At 67.9% G+C, this 16,731-nt stretch carries 14 protein-coding genes; 6 read left to right on the top strand and 8 right to left on the bottom strand.

Annotation, left to right across the window (positions count from 1 at the left end):
* Positions 1 to 21: 21 nt before the first annotated feature.
* From C1C97_RS08465 to C1C97_RS08440, 6 genes are all read right to left on the bottom strand, one after another.
* A complete protein-coding gene (locus tag C1C97_RS08465; RefSeq protein WP_110920179.1) occupies positions 22 to 828 on the bottom strand; it encodes an electron transfer flavoprotein subunit beta/FixA family protein in 807 nt (268 codons plus the stop codon).
* A complete protein-coding gene (locus tag C1C97_RS08460; protein WP_110920180.1) occupies positions 825 to 1,673 on the bottom strand; it encodes an HpcH/HpaI aldolase/citrate lyase family protein in 849 nt (282 codons plus the stop codon). Before C1C97_RS08460 ends, C1C97_RS08465 begins: the two co-directional genes overlap by 4 nt.
* Entirely contained in the window at positions 1,670 to 2,293 is a 624-nt protein-coding gene (locus C1C97_RS08455; protein ID WP_233542839.1) for a MaoC family dehydratase, read from the bottom strand. The genes C1C97_RS08460 and C1C97_RS08455 overlap by 4 nt, the downstream gene beginning before the upstream one ends.
* 79 nt (positions 2,294 to 2,372) lie before the next feature.
* The gene (locus C1C97_RS08450; protein WP_110920188.1) at positions 2,373 to 3,536 is read right to left on the bottom strand and encodes an acyl-CoA dehydrogenase family protein; all 1,164 of its coding nucleotides are present in this window, start codon (positions 3,534 to 3,536) and stop codon (positions 2,373 to 2,375) included.
* Positions 3,537 to 3,673: 137 nt separating this feature from the next.
* Positions 3,674 to 5,746, bottom strand: coding sequence for an ATP-binding protein (locus C1C97_RS08445; protein ID WP_121031194.1), 2,073 nt, complete (start codon positions 5,744 to 5,746; stop codon positions 3,674 to 3,676).
* 11 nt (positions 5,747 to 5,757) lie between these two features.
* Complete coding sequence (locus C1C97_RS08440) at positions 5,758 to 7,365, bottom strand: carboxyl transferase domain-containing protein (protein WP_199712219.1); 1,608 nt, start codon at positions 7,363 to 7,365, stop codon at positions 5,758 to 5,760.
* A 133-nt stretch (positions 7,366 to 7,498) separates the two neighbouring features.
* Between C1C97_RS08440 and C1C97_RS08435 the strand changes: the two genes are divergently transcribed.
* The 5 genes from C1C97_RS08435 to C1C97_RS08415 all read left to right on the top strand — a co-directional run bounded on the left by C1C97_RS08435 (position 7,499) and on the right by C1C97_RS08415 (position 12,415).
* Positions 7,499 to 8,107: a TetR/AcrR family transcriptional regulator gene (locus C1C97_RS08435; protein WP_121031190.1), complete on the top strand. Its 609-nt coding sequence runs from the start codon at positions 7,499 to 7,501 to the stop codon at positions 8,105 to 8,107.
* A complete protein-coding gene (locus tag C1C97_RS08430) occupies positions 8,104 to 9,273 on the top strand; it encodes an acyl-CoA dehydrogenase family protein (protein WP_121031188.1) in 1,170 nt (389 codons plus the stop codon). The genes C1C97_RS08435 and C1C97_RS08430 overlap by 4 nt, the downstream gene beginning before the upstream one ends.
* Positions 9,274 to 9,363: 90 nt before the next feature.
* On the top strand, positions 9,364 to 10,986 hold the full coding sequence (locus C1C97_RS08425) for an AMP-binding protein (protein WP_121031186.1): 1,623 nt from the start codon (positions 9,364 to 9,366) through the stop codon (positions 10,984 to 10,986).
* Between the two features lie 83 nt (positions 10,987 to 11,069).
* Entirely contained in the window at positions 11,070 to 11,501 is a 432-nt protein-coding gene (locus C1C97_RS08420; protein ID WP_121031470.1) for a helix-turn-helix domain-containing protein, read from the top strand.
* A gap of 230 nt (positions 11,502 to 11,731) precedes the next feature.
* Positions 11,732 to 12,415: a GNAT family N-acetyltransferase gene (locus tag C1C97_RS08415; RefSeq protein WP_121031184.1), complete on the top strand. Its 684-nt coding sequence runs from the start codon at positions 11,732 to 11,734 to the stop codon at positions 12,413 to 12,415.
* Positions 12,416 to 12,468: 53 nt separating this feature from the next.
* On the opposite strand, the gene C1C97_RS12570 is transcribed toward C1C97_RS08415, so the two are convergent.
* Positions 12,469 to 12,942, bottom strand: coding sequence for a hypothetical protein (locus C1C97_RS12570; protein ID WP_233542838.1), 474 nt, complete (start codon positions 12,940 to 12,942; stop codon positions 12,469 to 12,471).
* A 773-nt stretch (positions 12,943 to 13,715) separates the two neighbouring features.
* On the opposite strand from C1C97_RS12570, the gene C1C97_RS08400 reads away from it, so the two are divergent.
* A complete protein-coding gene (locus C1C97_RS08400) occupies positions 13,716 to 15,290 on the top strand; it encodes a DUF262 domain-containing protein (RefSeq protein WP_121031466.1) in 1,575 nt (524 codons plus the stop codon).
* A gap of 25 nt (positions 15,291 to 15,315) precedes the next feature.
* Here the strand turns inward: C1C97_RS08400 and C1C97_RS08395 are convergent, their stop codons facing one another.
* The gene (locus tag C1C97_RS08395; protein ID WP_121031181.1) at positions 15,316 to 16,656 is read right to left on the bottom strand and encodes a cryptochrome/photolyase family protein; all 1,341 of its coding nucleotides are present in this window, start codon (positions 16,654 to 16,656) and stop codon (positions 15,316 to 15,318) included.
* Positions 16,657 to 16,731: the final 75 nt, after the last annotated feature.

The raw sequence follows: 16,731 nt of genomic DNA, 5'->3' as shown, positions 1-16,731 counted from the left end.
CATCCCCGGGCCCCGCTGGGATCAAAGCAGGCGCTGCTCCGCCAGGTAGGCCGCGAGCTGGACCCCGGCCTCGCCCTCGTCCTGCACCTTCGTCCCGGCCGCGCGCGGGGGCCGAGCGGTGGCGGACTGCACGGACGCGGCCGCGGCGTCGCGCCCCACGGCGGTGGGGTCCACCCCGATCTCCGCGAGGGAGAGCACCGCGGACGGCTTCTTCTTGGCCGCCATGATCGCCTTGAAGTTGGGGTAGCGCGGCTCGTTCGCCTGGTCCGTCACGGAGACCACCGCGGGGAAGGACACCGCCACGGTCTGGGTGGCGTCCGCGGTCGCGCGGGTCAGGGCCAGACCGTTGTGGTCCTCGCCCCACTCCACGGTCCCCGCCCGCGACACGAGCGCGAAGTCCAGGCGCTCCGCGAGCATCGCGGGCACCACGGACATCTCGCCGTCCGTGGACGCCAGGCCCGTGAGCACCAGATCCACGCCGCCGTGCTCCTCGCCCACGTGCTGGATCGCGGCGGCGAGCACCGCGGAGGTGCCGAGCGCGTCGGAGCCCGCCAGGGCGGCGTCGTTCACGTGGAAGGCGGCGTCCGCACCCATCTGCAGGGCCTTCTTCACCGCGCCCGCGGCCTCGTCCGGCCCCACGGTGACGGCCACGATGGTGACCTCCGCCTCCGGGGCGGCCTCGCGCAGGGCGAGCGCGGCCTCCAGGGGGTACTCGTCCAGCTCGGACAGGATCGCGTCCGAGCGGTCCACGGTCAGGTCCTCCCGGAACTGCCGCTGCTTCTGTGCGTCCGGCACGTACTTCACCGGCACCACGATGTTCACGCTCATGGGGTCTCCCTCGTCTCGGTCCGGGGTGCTCGGGCCAGCGTGCGCTCCGCGTGGCGCAGCAGCGGCCCGTCGATCATGTGGCCCTCGAAGCGGAAGACGCCGGGGGCGCCCTTCGCGGCCTCGAGCAGGCGGCGTGCGTGGTCCACGTCCTCGGCGGTCGGCAGGTAGGCCTCCCGGATCACGGCCACCTGGCCCGGGTGGATGCACGCGGTGGCGGCGAACCCGCTCCCCGCGGCGTCCTCCGCCTCCGCGGCGAGACCCTCGGTGTCCGCGATGTCCACGTGCACGGCGTCGATCGCGGCCTTCCCGTGCGCGCCCGCGGCCAGCAGCACCGCGGCGCGCGCGGCCACGGCCACGTCCCGGTAGGAGCCGTTCGGGCGGCGGCTGGAGCGCCCGCCCAGGGACGCCACCAGGTCCTCCGCGCCCCACATCAGGGCGACGACGCCGCTCGCCGCCGCGATCTCCGGCGCCGCCACGATCCCGGCGGCCGTCTCGCACAGTGCGATGACCCGCACGCCCGGCAGGGCGTCCGTGACCCGGCGGACCTGCTCGGCGGACTCCACCTTCGCGAGCATCACGGTGGTGAACGGGGTGCCCTGCAGGGCGGTGAGGTCGGCCTCGAAGAACTCCGAGGCGGCGTCGTTGACGCGCACCACCGTGGTGGCGGGATCGAGGTTCGCGGCGCGCACGTTCTCCCGCGCGGCGGGCTTGGCGTCCGGGGCCACGGCGTCCTCGAGGTCGAGGATCACCGCGTCCGCCCGCTCAGCCGCCTTGGCGAAGCGCTCGGGGCGGTCCGCAGGGCAGAAGAGGATGGCCGGGCCCATCGTGAACGTGGGGGTCGTCATGACTGGTCCTTCCCTGTCGGGTCCGCGACCGGCGAGGGGGCCGCGGCGTTGGTCGGCGCCTGCCGACCGGGAAGCCCGGCCCCGGAGGTCCCCGCGGGCTCGGATGACCCGCCCTGGGGAGCCTGCTCGGCGGCGTCGTGGTGACCGGCGCCCGCGGGAGCGCCCTGCATGAGCACCGAGCGCACGCACGTGGCCACCACGGTGCCGTCCTGGTTGCGGCCCACGTGCTTGACCCTGATGATGCCCTGGCCCGGCCGGGACCTGGAGGGGCGCGCGTCCAGGATCTCGGACTCGCTGTAGAGGGTGTCCCCGTGGTGCATGGGGTGCGGGAACGCGACTTCCTCGAAGCCCAGGTTCGCCACGATCGTGCCCTGCGTGAGCTGCGCGACGGACGCGCCCACGATGATCGACAGCGTCATCATGGAGTTCACCAGCCGCTCCCCGAACTCCTGGCGCTCGCTCCACGCGGCGTCCAGGTGCAGGGACTGCGTGTTCATGGTGAGGGTGGTGAACAGGACGTTGTCCGCCTCCGTGACGGTGCGCCCGGGGGCGTGCTTGTACACGGCGCCCACCTCGAACTCGTCGAAGTACAGCCCGCGCTGCTCGATGACCTTGGCCATGCGGTTCTCCTTGCCGGTGCGCCCCGGAGGGGGCGGCGCGTTCAGTCGTGCTCGGGTGACGTGGTGCCCGGAGCCCCGGTCACAGACCCAGCTCGCGGGCGATCAGCATGAGCTGGACCTCCGTGGTGCCCTCGCCCACCTCCAGGATCTTGGAGTCGCGGTAGTGGCGGGCCACCCGGAACTCGTTGATGAAGCCGTAGCCGCCGAACACCTGGGTGGCGTCCCGGGCGTTGTCCATCGCGGCCTCACCGGCCACAAGCTTGGCGATCGCGGCCTCCGTCTTGAACGGCTTGCCCTTGAGCATGCGGGACGCGGCGTCGTAGTAGGCCAGGCGGGCCTGGTGCACGCGGGCGCGCATCCGGGCGATCTTGAACGCGATCGCCTGGTTCTTGCCGATCGAGCGGCCGAACTGCTCGCGCTCGGTGGCGTAGCGGATGGCCTCCTCCAGGCAGCCCTGCGCGGCACCCGTGGACAGCGCGGCGATCGCGATGCGGCCCTCGTCCAGGATCCGCAGGAAGTTCGCGTAGCCGCGGCCCTGCTGACCCAGCAGGTTGGCCTCCGGGACGGTGACGTCCTCGAACGTGAGGGGGTGGGTGTCGGAGGCGTTCCAGCCCACCTTGTTGTACGCCTTCTGCGCGGTGAAGCCCGGGGTGTCCGTGGGGACCAGGATGGTGGAGATCTCCTTCTTCTCCCGGCCGTCCGACGTGGTGGTGGTGCCCGTGACCGCGGTGACGGTCACGAGCGTGGTGATGTCCGTGCCGGAGTTGGTGATGAACTCCTTGCCGCCGTTGATCACCCAGTTGCCGTCCTTGAGCTCCGCGCGGGTGCGGGTGCCGCCGGCGTCGGACCCGGCCTCCGGCTCGGTGAGCCCGAACCCGGCGAGCGCCTGGCCGCTCGCGAGTTGCGGCAGCCACTGCTGCTTCTGCTCCTCGGTACCGAAGAGGTACACGGGCATGGCACCCAGGGACACGCCGGCCTCCAGGGTGATGGCCACGGACTGGTCCACGCGGGCGATCTGCTCCAGGGCCAGGCACAGCGCGAAGTAGTCACCGCCCTGTCCGCCGTACTCCTCCGGGAAGGGCAGCCCGAACAGGCCCATCTCCGCCATCTGGGACTGGATCTCGTACGGGAACGAGTGCTCCTCGTCGTGCTTCGCGGAGACCGGGGCGATCTCCTCGTCCGCGAACTCGCGCACCGCGTCCGAGAGCGCCTGGTACTCCTCGGACAGTTCGAACGTGTTCAGTTCGGTGTTCTCACTCATGGCTGTTCCTCCGTGTGGGCGGTCGAGGGGTGCTCGGCCGGTGGGGTCTGCTGTCTCGTCGTGGTGGCGGCCGCGGGGGCCGGTCCGTCGCGCCGTGCGGGCGTGCCCGGCGCCGCGGGCTATCCGGCGGGGGCCGCTCCGTCCGCGTTCTCGGGGGTGTCAGTCTCGATCGTGGCGACCACCTGGTCCACCTTCACGCGGTCCCCCACGCCCACCAGGACCGTCACGGTCCCGGGCAGGGTGGCGGTGATCGGGTGCTCCATCTTCATGGCCTCCACCGAGACCACGGTGCGGCCCTCCGCCACGTGCTCGCCGGTCTCGGCCAGCACCGCCACCACGGTGCCCGGCATGGGTGAGCGCAGTTCCGGTCCGCCCGCGTGCACCTCGCGCTCGATCCGCGCCAGCTGCGCCTGCACGGCCCCGGTGCGGGTCCGCACGGGGATCTCGAACGACGCCGCACCCTCGCTCACGTGCACCGTGCGCCCCTCGGCGGTGTCCGGGTTCCCGGCTCCTACGGCGGTCACGACGTTGCGCGCCGCATCCGCCTCGAACGGCGCCGGACCGGGCAGGGCGGTGGTGGCGGAGAAGCCGTCCGCGCGCCACGCGGTGCCGCCGATGCGGCGCGCCGCCAGCCGGTCCCGGTGGCCGGCGAAGTCGGCGGCGGGGCTCCCATTGACCGGCCCGTTCCCCTCGACCCCGGCGGGGACCACGGGATCCGTGCCGGTCCCCGCACCGTGGTGGGCGCCCGGCAGGGAACGCGCGCGGGCGGCGTCGTCGTCCTGGGTGCTGAGACCCACGTGGGCGGCGAGCGCCTCCAGGTAGGCGTCCGGCCGGGAGAACTGCAGCTCCGGCAGCTTGCGCTCGATCAGGCCGGTGTCCATGCGCCCGGCCACCACGTCCTCGTCCGTGAGCAGCATGTGCAGGTACTCCACGTTGGTGCCCACACCCAGGATCACGGTGTCCTCCAGGGCCGCGCCGAGCCGCTGCAGCGCGGTGCGGCGGTCCGGGCCGTGGGCGATGACCTTGGCGAGCATGGGGTCGTAGTCCAGGCCCACGCGCTGACCCGTCATGATGCCGGAGTCCACACGCACGCCCGGGCCGGTGGGGTCCCGCAGCGCCACCACGGTGCCCTCGGTGGGCAGGAAGCCCCGCTCGGGGTTCTCGGCGTAGACACGCGCCTCCACGGCGTGGCCGTCCAGGCGGACGTCCTCCTGGGTGAGCGTGAGGTGCTCACCGTCCGCGATCCGCACCTGCCACTCCACGAGGTCCACGCCCGTGACCAGCTCGGTCACGGGGTGCTCCACCTGCAGGCGGGTGTTCATCTCCATGAAGTAGAAGGTGTCCGGGTCCCGGTCCGAGACCAGGAACTCCACGGTGCCCGCGCCCACGTAGTCCACGGCCTTCGCGGCGGCCACGGCGGCCTCGCCGATGCGCTCGCGCGTGGCGGCGTCCAGCAGGGCGGACGGCGCCTCCTCGATCACCTTCTGGTGGCGGCGCTGCAGCGAGCACTCCCGCTCCCCCAGGTGGATCACGTGGCCGTGGGTGTCCGCGAGGACCTGCACCTCGATGTGGCGCGGGGTGGCCACGAGCTGCTCGATCAGCAGGGTGTCGTCCCCGAAGCTCTGCCTGGCCACGCGGCGTGCGGCGGGCAGGGCCTCGGCGAGGTCCTCATACCGCTCGACCACGTGCATGCCCTTGCCGCCGCCACCGGCGGAGGGCTTGATGAGCACGGGGAACGGCATGTCCGCCGCGGCCGCCACGAGCTGCTCGTCCGTGAGACCGGGCTCGGAGACGCCCTGCACCAGGGGGACGCCGTGGTCCGCGACCTGCAGCTTGGAGGCGATCTTGTCCCCCATGATCTCCAGGGCGCGCTCCCGGGGGCCGATGAACGCGATCCCCGCGGCGGTGCATGCGCGGGCGAAGGCCACGTTCTCGGCCAGGAACCCGTAGCCGGGGTGGATGGCCTCCGCACCCGTCTCACGCGCGGCGGCCAGGACGGCGTCAATGTCCAGGTAGCTCTCGGCGGCGGCCGCGGGACCGATCCGCACGGCCACGTCCGCCTCCTGCACGTGGCGGGCCCCGGCGTCGGCATCGGAGTGGACGGCCACGGAGCGGATGCCCATGGCACGCAGGGTGCGCATCACGCGCACGGCGATCTCGCCTCGGTTGGCGACGAGCACGGTGGAGAACATGGTCGGGGCTCCTACATCCGGAAGAGGCCGAAGCCCGGGTCGGGAAGGGGTTGCAGGGAGGCCGCGGACAGGGCCATGGCCAGCACGCGGCGGGTGTCCTCGGGGGCGATCACACCGTCGTCCCACAGCCGGGCCGTGGAGTAGTACGGGTTGCCCTGGGACTCGAACTGCTCGCGGATGGGCGCCTCGAAGCGCTCCTGCTCCTCCGGGGCCATCTGCTCCCCGCGCGCCGCCAGCTGGTCCTTCTTGACCGTGGACAGCACGGACGCCGCCTGCGGGCCACCCATCACGGAGATCCGGGCGTTGGGCCACATGAACAGGAACCGCGGGGAGTACGCGCGCCCGCACATCGAGTAGTTGCCGGCGCCGAAGGACCCGCCCACCACCACCGTGAACTTGGGGACCCGGGTGGAGGCCACCGAGGTGACCATCTTGGCGCCGTTCTTGGCGATGCCCCCGGCCTCGGCGTCCCGGCCCACCATGAAGCCCGTGATGTTCTGCAGGAAGACCAGGGGCACACCGCGCTGGTCGCACAGCTCGATGAAGTGTGCGCCCTTCAGCGCGGCCTCGGAGAAGAGGATGCCGTTGTTCGCCACGATCCCCACGGGGTGCCCGTCGAGGTGCGCGAAACCCGTGACCAGCGTGGTGCCGTAGTCCCTCTTGAACTCGTGGAACTCGCTGCCGTCCACGATCCGCCCGATGACCTCCCGCACGTCGTAGGAGCCGTTGACGTCCGCGGGGATGATGCCGGCCAGGTCCGAGACGTCCAGGTCCGGCTCACGGGCGGCGATCACGTCCCACGCCACGGTCTTCTGCTCGGGCAGGGTGCCCACGACGTCCCGGACGATCTCCAGGGCGTGCTCGTCGTTCTCCGCGAGGTGGTCGGTCACACCGGAGGTGAGGGTGTGCAGCTCACCGCCGCCCAGCTCCTCCGGGGTCACCTCCTCCCCGATGGCCGCCTTCACCAGCGGCGGGCCGCCCAGGAAGATGGTGCCCTGGTTGCGCACGATCACGGTCTCGTCGCTCATCGCGGGCACGTAGGCGCCACCGGCGGTGCACGAACCGAGCACGGCGGAGATCTGCGGGATGCCCCGGGCGGAGAGGTTCGCCTGGTTGTAGAAGATCCGCCCGAAGTGCTCGCGGTCCGGGAACACGTCGTCCTGCATTGGCAGGAACGCCCCGCCGGAGTCCACCAGGTACACGCACGGCAGCCGGTTCTCCGCCGCGATCTCCTGGGCCCGCAGGTGCTTCTTGACGGTCATGGGGTAGTACGCGCCGCCCTTGACGGTGGCGTCGTTGCACACCACCACCACGAGGCGCCCCCGGACCATGCCGATCCCGGCGATGACCCCGGCGGCCGGGCACGCGCCGTCGTACATGTCCTCCGCGGCCAGGGCGCCGATCTCCAGAAACGGGGAGCCCTCGTCCAGCAGCCGCGCCACGCGCTCGCGGGGCAGCAGCTTGCCGCGGGAGCGGTGGCGTTCACGGCTCTTCGCGGGACCGCCCAGGGCCGCCTTCGCGGTGCGCTCACGCAGCTCGTCCCGCAGCCGGGCGTTGGTCTCGCCGTTGCTGCGGAACGCGGCGGCATCGCGGTCGAGCGCGCTCGTGAGGAAAGCCATGTCGTCCCTTCGGCCAATTTCAGTTAATGCTCGATAACTAGGATGGACTATAGTGATGCGCATCACCGTTGTCCACGCCCCACCCCACGGCCGCCCCGGGGCCCGGGCGCGGGCGGGACACCAAGGAGGGTCCGTGGCAGGGACGCCCCGCGAGCAGGCCAAGAGCGAGCGACGTCGTCGGATTCTCGACGCCGCCGCCGAGCTCTTCGCGCGCCACGGCTACCGGGCCGTGTCCCTGCAGAGCATCGGCGAGCGGGCGGGGATCTCCGGGCCGGGGGTGTACCGGCACTTCGAGAGCAAGCAGGAGATCCTGGCGGAGCTGCTCGAGGGGATCTCCACGCGGCTGCTCTCCGGCGGCCGTGCGATCCGCGAACGGCACGGGGACACCCCCGAGGCGCTCGCGGAGCTGATCTCCTTCCACGTGGACTTCGCGCTGGCGGACTCCGCGCTGATCCGGGTGCACGAGCGGGACTTCGGATCGCTCGAACAGAGGACCCGCCACCGCGTGCGTGACGTCCAGCGGCGCTACCTGACCGAGTGGCGCGAGGTGCTGCGCACGCTGCAGCCGGAACGACCCCTGCAGGACCACACCACCCGGGCCTTCGCGGTGATCGGCCTGATCAACTCCACCGCGTACTCGCGGGCACGCACCGCGAGCCCGGACGAGCAGGTCAGTGCGGTGCTCAAGGAGATGGCCCGGCTGGCGCTGGACATCCCACCCTCACGAAAGGCGACCCCATGATCGACGGTTTCTACGACGAAGCGCACGAGGAGTTCCGCTCGGTGGCGCGCGAGTTCAACGAGCGGGAGGTGGCCCCGCACTACGCGCAGTGGCACGCCGACCACATGATGGACCGTGGCATCTGGAACCAGGCCGCGGAGGCCGGTCTGCTGGGCCTCGCGGTGCCCGAGGACTTCGAGGGCATGGGCCTCACCGACTACCGCTTCCGGGCGGTGCTGGACGAGGAGTTCGTGCGCGCGGGCCACCTGGCCCTGGGACTCGCGTTCCACCTGCAGGACGACTGGGTGCTGCCCCACCTGCTCGCGTACGGCACGGACGAGCAGAAGCAGCGCTGGCTGCCCGCCATCCTCGGCGGGGAGATGGTCACGAGCGTGGCCTGGACCGAACCCGGCGCGGGCTCCGACCTGCGCGGGGTGCGCAGCAAGGCCGTGCGCGCCGGCGACGAGTACGTTCTCAACGGTCAGAAGACGTTCATCGGCAACGGCATCTCGGGCGACGCCGCCCTGGTCCTGGCCCGCACGGACGGCGACACCTCCCCGCGCGGGAACCGGGACAGCTTCAGCCTCTTCCTGGTGGAGAAGAAGGACCACGAGGGCTACACCACGGGCAAGCAGCTGGACAAGATGGGGCTGCAGGCCTCGGACACCGCCGAGCTGTTCTTCGACGACGTCCGCGTGCCCGCCGAGAACCTCGTGGGCGAGGAGGGCAAGGGGCTCGAGCAGATCACCGCGCAGCTGCCGCAGGGCCGGCTGGGCGTGGCCGTGGCCGCCATGGCCGTTGCCGAGGGCGTGCTCGCGGAGACCGCGGAGTTCGTCTCCACCCGCAACGTGTTCGGCGAGCGCGTCCTGGACTTCCAGAACACCCAGTTCGAGCTCGCGGAGCTGAGCGCGCAACTGGAGGCGTCCCAGGCGTACGTGGCGCACTGCGTGGAGCGGTTCAACCGCGGGGAGCTGGACCTGACCGCGGCGTCGAAGGTGAAGCTGCAGGCCACCGGAACCGTGAAGGACCTGGTGGACCGCTGCCTGCAGCTGCACGGCGGCTTCGGCTACATCCTGGAGTCCTCCGTGGCCCAGGCGTACACCGCGGTGCGCCTGCTCACGATCTTCGGCGGCACGGACGAGATCCTCAAGGCCACCGTGGGTCACCACATCGCATCCGCGCACTGAGCCCGCCGCGCCCCATCACCCACCTCGAGACACCCGCCCAGGGGTGATCAGCGTTGATCCTCCCCGGCCGCCCGATCAAGGAGACACCCGATGACCGATCCCGCCCTGTCCTACGCCGCCGGGCCCACCGACCAGCCCCTGCTGGAGCAGACCATCGGCGAGAACCTGCACGAGACCGCCGAGCGCTTCCCGGACCACGAGGCGCTCGTGGACGTGGCGGCCGGCAGGCGCTGGAACTACCGCGAGTTCCTGCACGACGTGCAGTCCCTGGCCACGGGGCTGGACCGGCTGGGCGTGCGCACGGGTGACCGGGTGGGCATCTGGGGTCCGAACTCGTGGGAGTGGGTGCTCACGCAGTACGCGGCGGCGGAGATCGGCGCGATCCTGGTGAACATCAACCCGTCCTACCGCCAGCACGAGGTGGACTTCGCGCTCGCCCAGGCCGGGATCTCCACGGTGATCAGCAGCCCCGCGTTCAAGAGCAGCGACTACGCGGGCATGCTCCGGGCCGCCCGCCCCAGCGCACCCGAACTGAAGAACGTGGTCCTCATGGGCACCCCGGAGTGGGACGCCCTGTTCACGGAGCCGGACACCTCCCGGCTCGCCTCGATCGCCGCGGGTCTGCACGCCGACGACGCCGTGAACATCCAGTACACCTCCGGCACCACAGGGCGCCCCAAGGGGGCCACGCTCAGCCACCGGAACATCCTCAACAACGGGTACTTCATCGGGGAGCTGCTGCACTACACGGCGGAGGACCGGATCGTGGTGGTCCCGCCGCTGTACCACTGCTTCGGCATGGTGATCGGGAACCTCGCGGCCACGTCCCACGGCTGCGCGATCATCCTCTCCGGGCCGGGCTTCGACCCGCGGGCCGCGCTGCGCGCCGTCGCCCAGGAGAAGGCGACGAGCCTGTACGGGGTGCCCACCATGTTCATCGCGGAGCTGGAGCTGCCGGACTTCGGGGACCACGACCTCTCCACGCTGCGCACCGGTGTGATGGCGGGGTCCCCGTGCCCCATGGAGGTCATGCGCAAGGTCATCTCCGAGATGCACATGAGCGAGGTGGCCATCTGCTACGGCATGACCGAGACCTCCCCCGTGAGCTTCCAGACCCGCTCCGACGACTCCCTGGACCGCCGCGTGGGCACCGTGGGCCGGGTGCACCCGCACGTGGAGGTCAAGATCGTGGACCCCTCCACGGGCGAGACCGTGCCGCGCGGACAGGCCGGCGAGTTCTGCACCCGCGGCTACTCGGTGATGAAGGGCTACTGGGGCCAGGAGGAGAAGACCCGCGAGGCCATCGACCCCGAGGGCTGGCTGCACACCGGGGACATCGCCGTGATGGACCAGGACGGCTACGCGCAGATCACCGGGCGCATCAAGGACATGGTGATCCGCGGCGGCGAGAACATCTACCCGCGCGAGGTGGAGGAGTTCCTCTACACTCACCCGGACGTCATCGACGCCCAGGTGATCGGTGTGCCCAGCGAGAAGTACGGCGAAGAGCTCATGGTGTGGCTCCGGCTGCGCGACGGCGCTCCCGCCCTGACCCCGGAGGCCATCCTGGAGTTCGCGGACGGGAAGATCTCCCGCCACAAGATCCCGCGCTACGTGCACGTGGTGGAGGAGTTCCCCATGACCGTCACCGGCAAGGTCCGGAAAGTGGAGATGCGGGAGGAGGCGCTGAAGATCCTTGACCTGGAGGGGTGAGAGCACCTGTAGTTCATTTATAAGTGAAAATACGTTACTGTGTAACTGCACGAACGGTGACTACCGCGTTCCAGGAGCACGTCATGACAACCACCGCCGAACGGATCAACATCTCAGCCCAGACCGTGCGGGAGGCGCAGGCTCCGGCAGAGCACGGCGCGAGCCTGGTCCTTCGCGATGCCGTAGGCAACGACGTGGCACTCCCGGTGGAGGTTCAGAGAACCCTTCTCCACGCACTGTCCGCCATCGCGGAGCACGGTTCGGTGAACATCGCCCAGACGCCCGAGGAGTTGACGAGCACCGTGGCCGCCGATCTCCTGGGCGTCTCCCGCCCCACACTCCTGCGCTGGGCCCGGGAGGGGCGGATCGAATCGTTCAAGGTCGGATCCCATGCGCGGTTCCGGCGTGCTGATGTGCTCCAGCTGCGCCAGCAGCGCGAACTGGCACGGCGTGCCGCATTTCAGGAGCTGCGGGAGCTGGATGCTGAGAACGACTTCGAGTTTTTCGCAGATTAGCGGCTCGCGGTGTGCGGCCCCATGGGCGGTGTCCGCGTCCTTCGCCGGGAACACCTTTCACACCCCGCCTGTCTGATTCCCATTGTGCGCAAACAGCTGAGCTACTGGGGTGCCAGGGCAAACCATGTGCAGCTGGACGAGGCACTCTCCCGTGCCGGTTGCCCCCAGTTCGCGAGGAGAGTGCGACGGACGCTCTCCCAGATCGCCCGTATGCCGTGAGAGGAGTGGACATGCTGACACTCGAGGAGATCTTTCCTCCGTTCGGACTGCGCATCACGTGCGGGGACCTGGAGCTGCGCGTGCTGCGGGACGAGGACTTCCCGGAGCTGGTGGAACTCGTCCAGGGCGGGATCTCCATGGCGGGTCTGCCCCTGCCGTTTCTACGGGCCTGGCACGAGGAACCGTTCGAGCCGGGGACACCCGACGGCTTCCCGACCACATCGCTGTCCTGGTGGTGGACTCAGCGCTCCACGTTCGCACCGCAACACTGGAACCTGGCGCTGGCCGTCCGGTCCCGGGGCGAGCTGGTGGGGATGCAGGACCTCACGGCACGGGATTTCCCCGTGGCACGCTCGGTCAGTTCGGGCTCGTGGCTCGGGCGCGCGCACCACGGGCAGGGCACGGGCACTCTCATGCGCCAGATGGCCGTGGGGTTCGCGTTCGACGAGTTGGACGCCCTCGCGTGCCACTCGGAGTACGTGGTGGGCAACCACGCCTCCGCCGCAGTGAGCCGCAAGACCGGCTACATGGGCAACGGCAGGGCCCGCATTGCCCAGAACACCCGCGACGGCGCCGTGGGCGTGGAGGAGCAGCGCGTCGTCGTCACCCCGGGGACGTACGTGCGCCCGGAGACACCGGTGACCTGCGAGGGCACGGAGGCCCTGCGCCGCTTCCTCGGCATCGCGCGCGGCTGACGCCAGATGGTGTCAGGTAGCGGGCGACCGGTCGCGGCACCGGGGTCCGCGCGTCAGCCCAGCCAGTCCTCGAACCGGGTGGCGGTGACGAACGCGTCCTGCGGGATGAGGCCGCCGTTGGCGATGCCCCGCCCCAGGTACGGCGCCTCCTTGACCGTGGCCGGGCGCTGTCCACCCAGGTCACCACCGGCGGCGAGGATGCGGCGGGCAAAGTTCGCGATGGTGTCCGCCTCGGGGCCGCGGACCGCGCGGATCTCGTGGCGGGCCTCCCCGACCGACGCGGGTGAGGGGGGAGAATCAGGCGACGCAGCGGCGTCGGCCACGAAGTCCGCGACCTCCTCCCGCAGGGCGGGCGCTATGAGCATGGTGGGTGCGAGTGCCACCGGGCCCCGGCTGACCATGCCCATGGTCGCGGGCACGAAGTCGAACCACTGGGTGGAGCGCACCGTCACGGACGGGACCGGAGACTGCTGGTAGATGCTCTGCTGCACGGCCTTGCCATTGTAGTAGCCGTACCTGGATTTCACCCGCGGATCCTCGGCCCCGGCGATAGACAGGCACACGATCCAGTCCACGCCCTGCTCGTGTGCTCCCCCTGGCAATGTTCGAGGCGGCCTTCGCGAAGAACGGCACGGCCTTGCGCGCGCCCATGGTAGTGAGGTGGAGGGCGTCCACCACCGCGTCCGCAACGTCGAGAGCCTGCGCGAGGCCCGTTCCGGCGACCGCGTCCACCCCCGTGCGGCGGCTGGCCCGCACCACAGTGTGGCCGCGTACCTCCAGCACGTTCGCCACGTTCGCTCCGACATTCCGGCTGGCACCCAGCAACGAGATTTTCATGGGCTTAGGGTAGCCCGGGCGCCTACGACGCAGAACCGCCTGGTGCCGCACTAGACCCATAGGTCGAGCGGTGGACCCAAACGCATGTGACGTGCGGTGGCACCTACAGGACGAGCAGCGATTGCAACGGCAACCGTCTCATCTGGGACTGACACCCTAGGCTGGACCACAGCCCCTCCGAGTATATGAATTATCCCCATTTACCGAACATTTCCACCTCAACCTACTTCAGGATAGTGTCGGCCGCCCCCAGCGCCCAGGTAGCGACTGGGGGCCAGGGCCACCGCGACGATTTTTGGCTTGCGGAAATGAAAGAGACCGAACACTGGATTGCCCGCCAGGGTTAGCGTAAGATCTGCCGCGTAGGCATTGTCACCCAGCAAAAGGCTATTTTCCACCGCATATCGAACTAAGACTTTCTAATTCTATAGAAAAATTTTATGCATCAACCCTGGGAGTTAATATGAATGAGCTTTCAATTCGAACCCTGATCACTCAGGTGCAGCAAGGACAGATAAGAGTTCCGGCGTTTCAGAGAGGTTTTGTCTGGGATAATGATCGGATTGCTTTTTTAATGGATTCTATTTATAAAGGTTATCCATTCGGCTCAGCCATATTTTGGCAAACTAAGGAGCAATTAAAATCAGAAAGAAAACTCGGTCCATTTTCGTTGCCGGAACCCCTTCAGGATTTTCCAATTAGTTATGTGCTGGACGGACAGCAGCGCCTCACTTCCATTTTTGGAACATTTCAAACCGATCTAAACCCGGAAGGGGATGAGAGCTGGCCCAAGATTTACTTTGACTTGCAAGGGGACGGCGATTTACAAGAAAGCCAATTCGTGGCCCTCCCGGATTCCGAGGTAGATCAGAATCGGCATTTCCCAATAAACACATTTTTCGATACTACAGCATATAGGCGGGCTACTCGTAGCTTTTCAGACGAGCAAGCGGAAATTATTGATAAAGTTCAGTCTACATTCAAAGAAGCCAAAATTCCCCAACAGGTAATTGAAACCGACAATCGGGGGAAGGTGGCAATCGTGTTCGAGCGCGTAAACCGCCTCGGCGTAGAGCTTGATGTACTCCAACTACTTTCCGCATGGACTTGGAGCGAGGAATTTGATCTCCAAGATCGATTTAAAGACCTTGCAGAGCTGATTGCACCATTTGGGTTTGGCGACGTGGGCGATGACTCCAATCTCCTCTTACGTTGCTGCGCAGCAGTTGTTGCTGGGGACGCTTCACCCAACACCCTGATGAGCATGAGTGGCGCCGAGGTGAGGGACAGGTTTGATGAAATTGAGAATGGCTTACAAGGCGCCATAGATTTTGTTCGTGGCCAGCTGCATGTCGAAAAATTAGCAAACTTGCCTTACCCGTCTGTACTCGTACCACTCACCGTATTTTTTTCTCAGAAAAACGGAAAGTCAACGAAACTGACAAATGATCAACGCAAAGTATTAACTAAATGGCTGTGGCGATCTTTCTTCTCGCGTAGATTTAGCGCCGGGGTTCTTCGAAACCTAAAAAGAGATATCGAAGAGATTAAAAAATTGAAAGACAAACTGCCGTCGGCCTTGGGTGAAATTGCAGTTAACGTAAATAAGGATTTCTTTTTGGAAAAAAGGTTTTCTATTTCGGCAGTGGACAGTAAGACATTTGTGCTCCTCCTAGTAAACAAAAACCCACTGAGCTTTGTCTCAGGCAATAATGTCAATCTTAAAAATGTATTGTCTTCATATAACCGGACTGAGTTCCATCATCTGATGCCTCAATCATTTCTCAAAAAAAATTCTTTGTCTTCCAAAGAAATTAATATTCTAGCGAACTTTGCGATGATCTCCGCGGCAGATAATAAACATTTAGGAGGAGTTGCTCCTAGTGAATATAAGAAGAGGATGCCATCGACTCAGGTCGATGAGATCCTCAACCACGCACTGTGTCCTAAACATGATTTGTTTAGTGACGATTTTGTGAATTTTACTAATTCTCGCGCTGAGATGTTGGCGCAAGCCGCCAACCAGTTAATGATTTAAGGTTGATCGGTCCCGATGATGTGCGTCATCGGGGCCGACTTTCCAAATCCTTGAACAGCTCCAGCGCGTGCGCCCGGGACTCCTTGAGGTCCACGATGGGCTCCACGCCCTCCTGCCGCCCGTTCCAGCGGTCCACGTAGACGAAGTCGGGGTCGAACTTCTTCTGCTGCGTCTCCGCGTTGAAGATCCGGAAGTAGGGGGTGGCATCGGTGCCGCAGCCGGCCACCCATTGCCAGTTGTGCGGGTTGCTGCCCGGATCCGCGTCCACGAGGGTGTCCCAGAACCACTGCTCGCCCAGCCGCCAGTCGATCAGCAGGTTCTTGGACAGCAGCGAGGCCACCACCATGCGCACGCGGTTCTGCATGGTCCCGGTCTCCCACAGCTCGTGCATCCCGGCGTCCACCAGCGGTATCCCCGTACGCCCCATCTGCCACGCGGCGAGCGCGTCCTCGTCCAGCGGCGGCCACGGGAAGGCGTCGAACTTGGGGTTGATGTTCTTGGTGGCCATGTCCGGGTGGATGTAGAGGTTGTAGGTGGAGAACTCGCGCCACCCCAGCTCGGTGAGGAACTTCCCCGGGTTCTCGGCACGCGCCAGGGCGGTGTGCCACACGGTGTACGGGCTGATCTCACCCCAGCGCAGGTGCGGTGAGAGCTCGGACGTCGCCGGTTTCGCCGGGAAGTCGCGGCCCGCGGTGTAGCCGGGCAGTCGCTCGTCCAGGAAGTCGTCCAGGCGCTCGTGGGCCGCCCGCTCCCCCACGGTCCACGTGCGGGCCAGGCCGCCGGACCAGTCCGGGGCCGTGGGCAGCAGCCCCCAGCTCTCGAGGGCGTCGGACGCGGGGGCGGGCTCGGCGGGCACCACGGACGACGGCGCCGGGTACGGTTCGCGCGGCGGCGGCCCGCTGGTGCACGCCCGCCAGAACGGCGTGAACACCCGGTACGGATCCCCGTTCTGGGTGGAGACGGTCCACGGCTCGAACATGAGCGATCCGGCATACGAGTGGGCCTCCACACCGTTCTCCCCGGCCCACTCCTTGAGCCCGGCATCCACCGCGCGCTCCGGCCCGCCGTAGCGGCGGTTCCACAGCAGCCGGTCCGCGCCGGTCTCGCGCACGACGTCGGGCACCACCTTCCCTGCCGGACCGCGCCGCAGCGTGAGGGGCACCCCCAGCTCCGACAGATCCGAGGCGAGCGAGGTCAGGGAGTGGTGCAGCCACCACTTGGCCGCACCGCCGAGCGGGCGGACCCCCTCGGACTCCTCGTCCAGGACGTAGAGGCACACCACGGGCTCCCCGTGGGAGACGGCCTCGTGCAGGGCGGGGTGGTCGGTGACCCGGAGGTCGTCGCGGAACAGCACCACGGTGGTCATCTGGGCTCCTCACCCGTTCGGTCGGTGGTGTGCAACGACCCCCGCTGCGCAGCAGCGGGGGTCGCGGCCTCGGTC

The sequence above is a fragment of the Kocuria tytonis genome (genome assembly GCF_003226895.2).
GTDB classification, from domain to species: domain Bacteria; phylum Actinomycetota; class Actinomycetes; order Actinomycetales; family Micrococcaceae; genus Kocuria; species Kocuria tytonis.
Note: the sequence above shows the minus strand (reverse complement) of the source record. Positions and strands in the feature narration are given on the sequence as shown.

Excerpts from the sequence above, each read along its gene's own strand:
- C1C97_RS08465 (WP_110920179.1), bottom strand. The coding sequence starts at position 828 with ATGAGCGTGAACATCGTGGTGCCGGTGAAGTACGTGCCGGACGCACAG.
- C1C97_RS08460 (WP_110920180.1), bottom strand. The coding sequence starts at position 1,673 with ATGACGACCCCCACGTTCACGATGGGCCCGGCCATCCTCTTCTGCCCT.
- C1C97_RS08455 (WP_233542839.1), bottom strand. The coding sequence starts at position 2,293 with ATGGCCAAGGTCATCGAGCAGCGCGGGCTGTACTTCGACGAGTTCGAG.
- C1C97_RS08445 (WP_121031194.1), bottom strand. The coding sequence starts at position 5,746 with ATGTTCTCCACCGTGCTCGTCGCCAACCGAGGCGAGATCGCCGTGCGC.
- C1C97_RS08440 (WP_199712219.1), bottom strand. The coding sequence starts at position 7,365 with ATGGCTTTCCTCACGAGCGCGCTCGACCGCGATGCCGCCGCGTTCCGC.
- C1C97_RS08430 (WP_121031188.1), top strand. The coding sequence starts at position 8,104 with ATGATCGACGGTTTCTACGACGAAGCGCACGAGGAGTTCCGCTCGGTG.
- C1C97_RS08425 (WP_121031186.1), top strand. The coding sequence starts at position 9,364 with ATGACCGATCCCGCCCTGTCCTACGCCGCCGGGCCCACCGACCAGCCC.
- C1C97_RS08420 (WP_121031470.1), top strand. The coding sequence starts at position 11,070 with ATGACAACCACCGCCGAACGGATCAACATCTCAGCCCAGACCGTGCGG.
- C1C97_RS08415 (WP_121031184.1), top strand. The coding sequence starts at position 11,732 with ATGCTGACACTCGAGGAGATCTTTCCTCCGTTCGGACTGCGCATCACG.
- C1C97_RS08400 (WP_121031466.1), top strand. The coding sequence starts at position 13,716 with ATGAATGAGCTTTCAATTCGAACCCTGATCACTCAGGTGCAGCAAGGA.
- C1C97_RS08395 (WP_121031181.1), bottom strand. The coding sequence starts at position 16,656 with ATGACCACCGTGGTGCTGTTCCGCGACGACCTCCGGGTCACCGACCAC.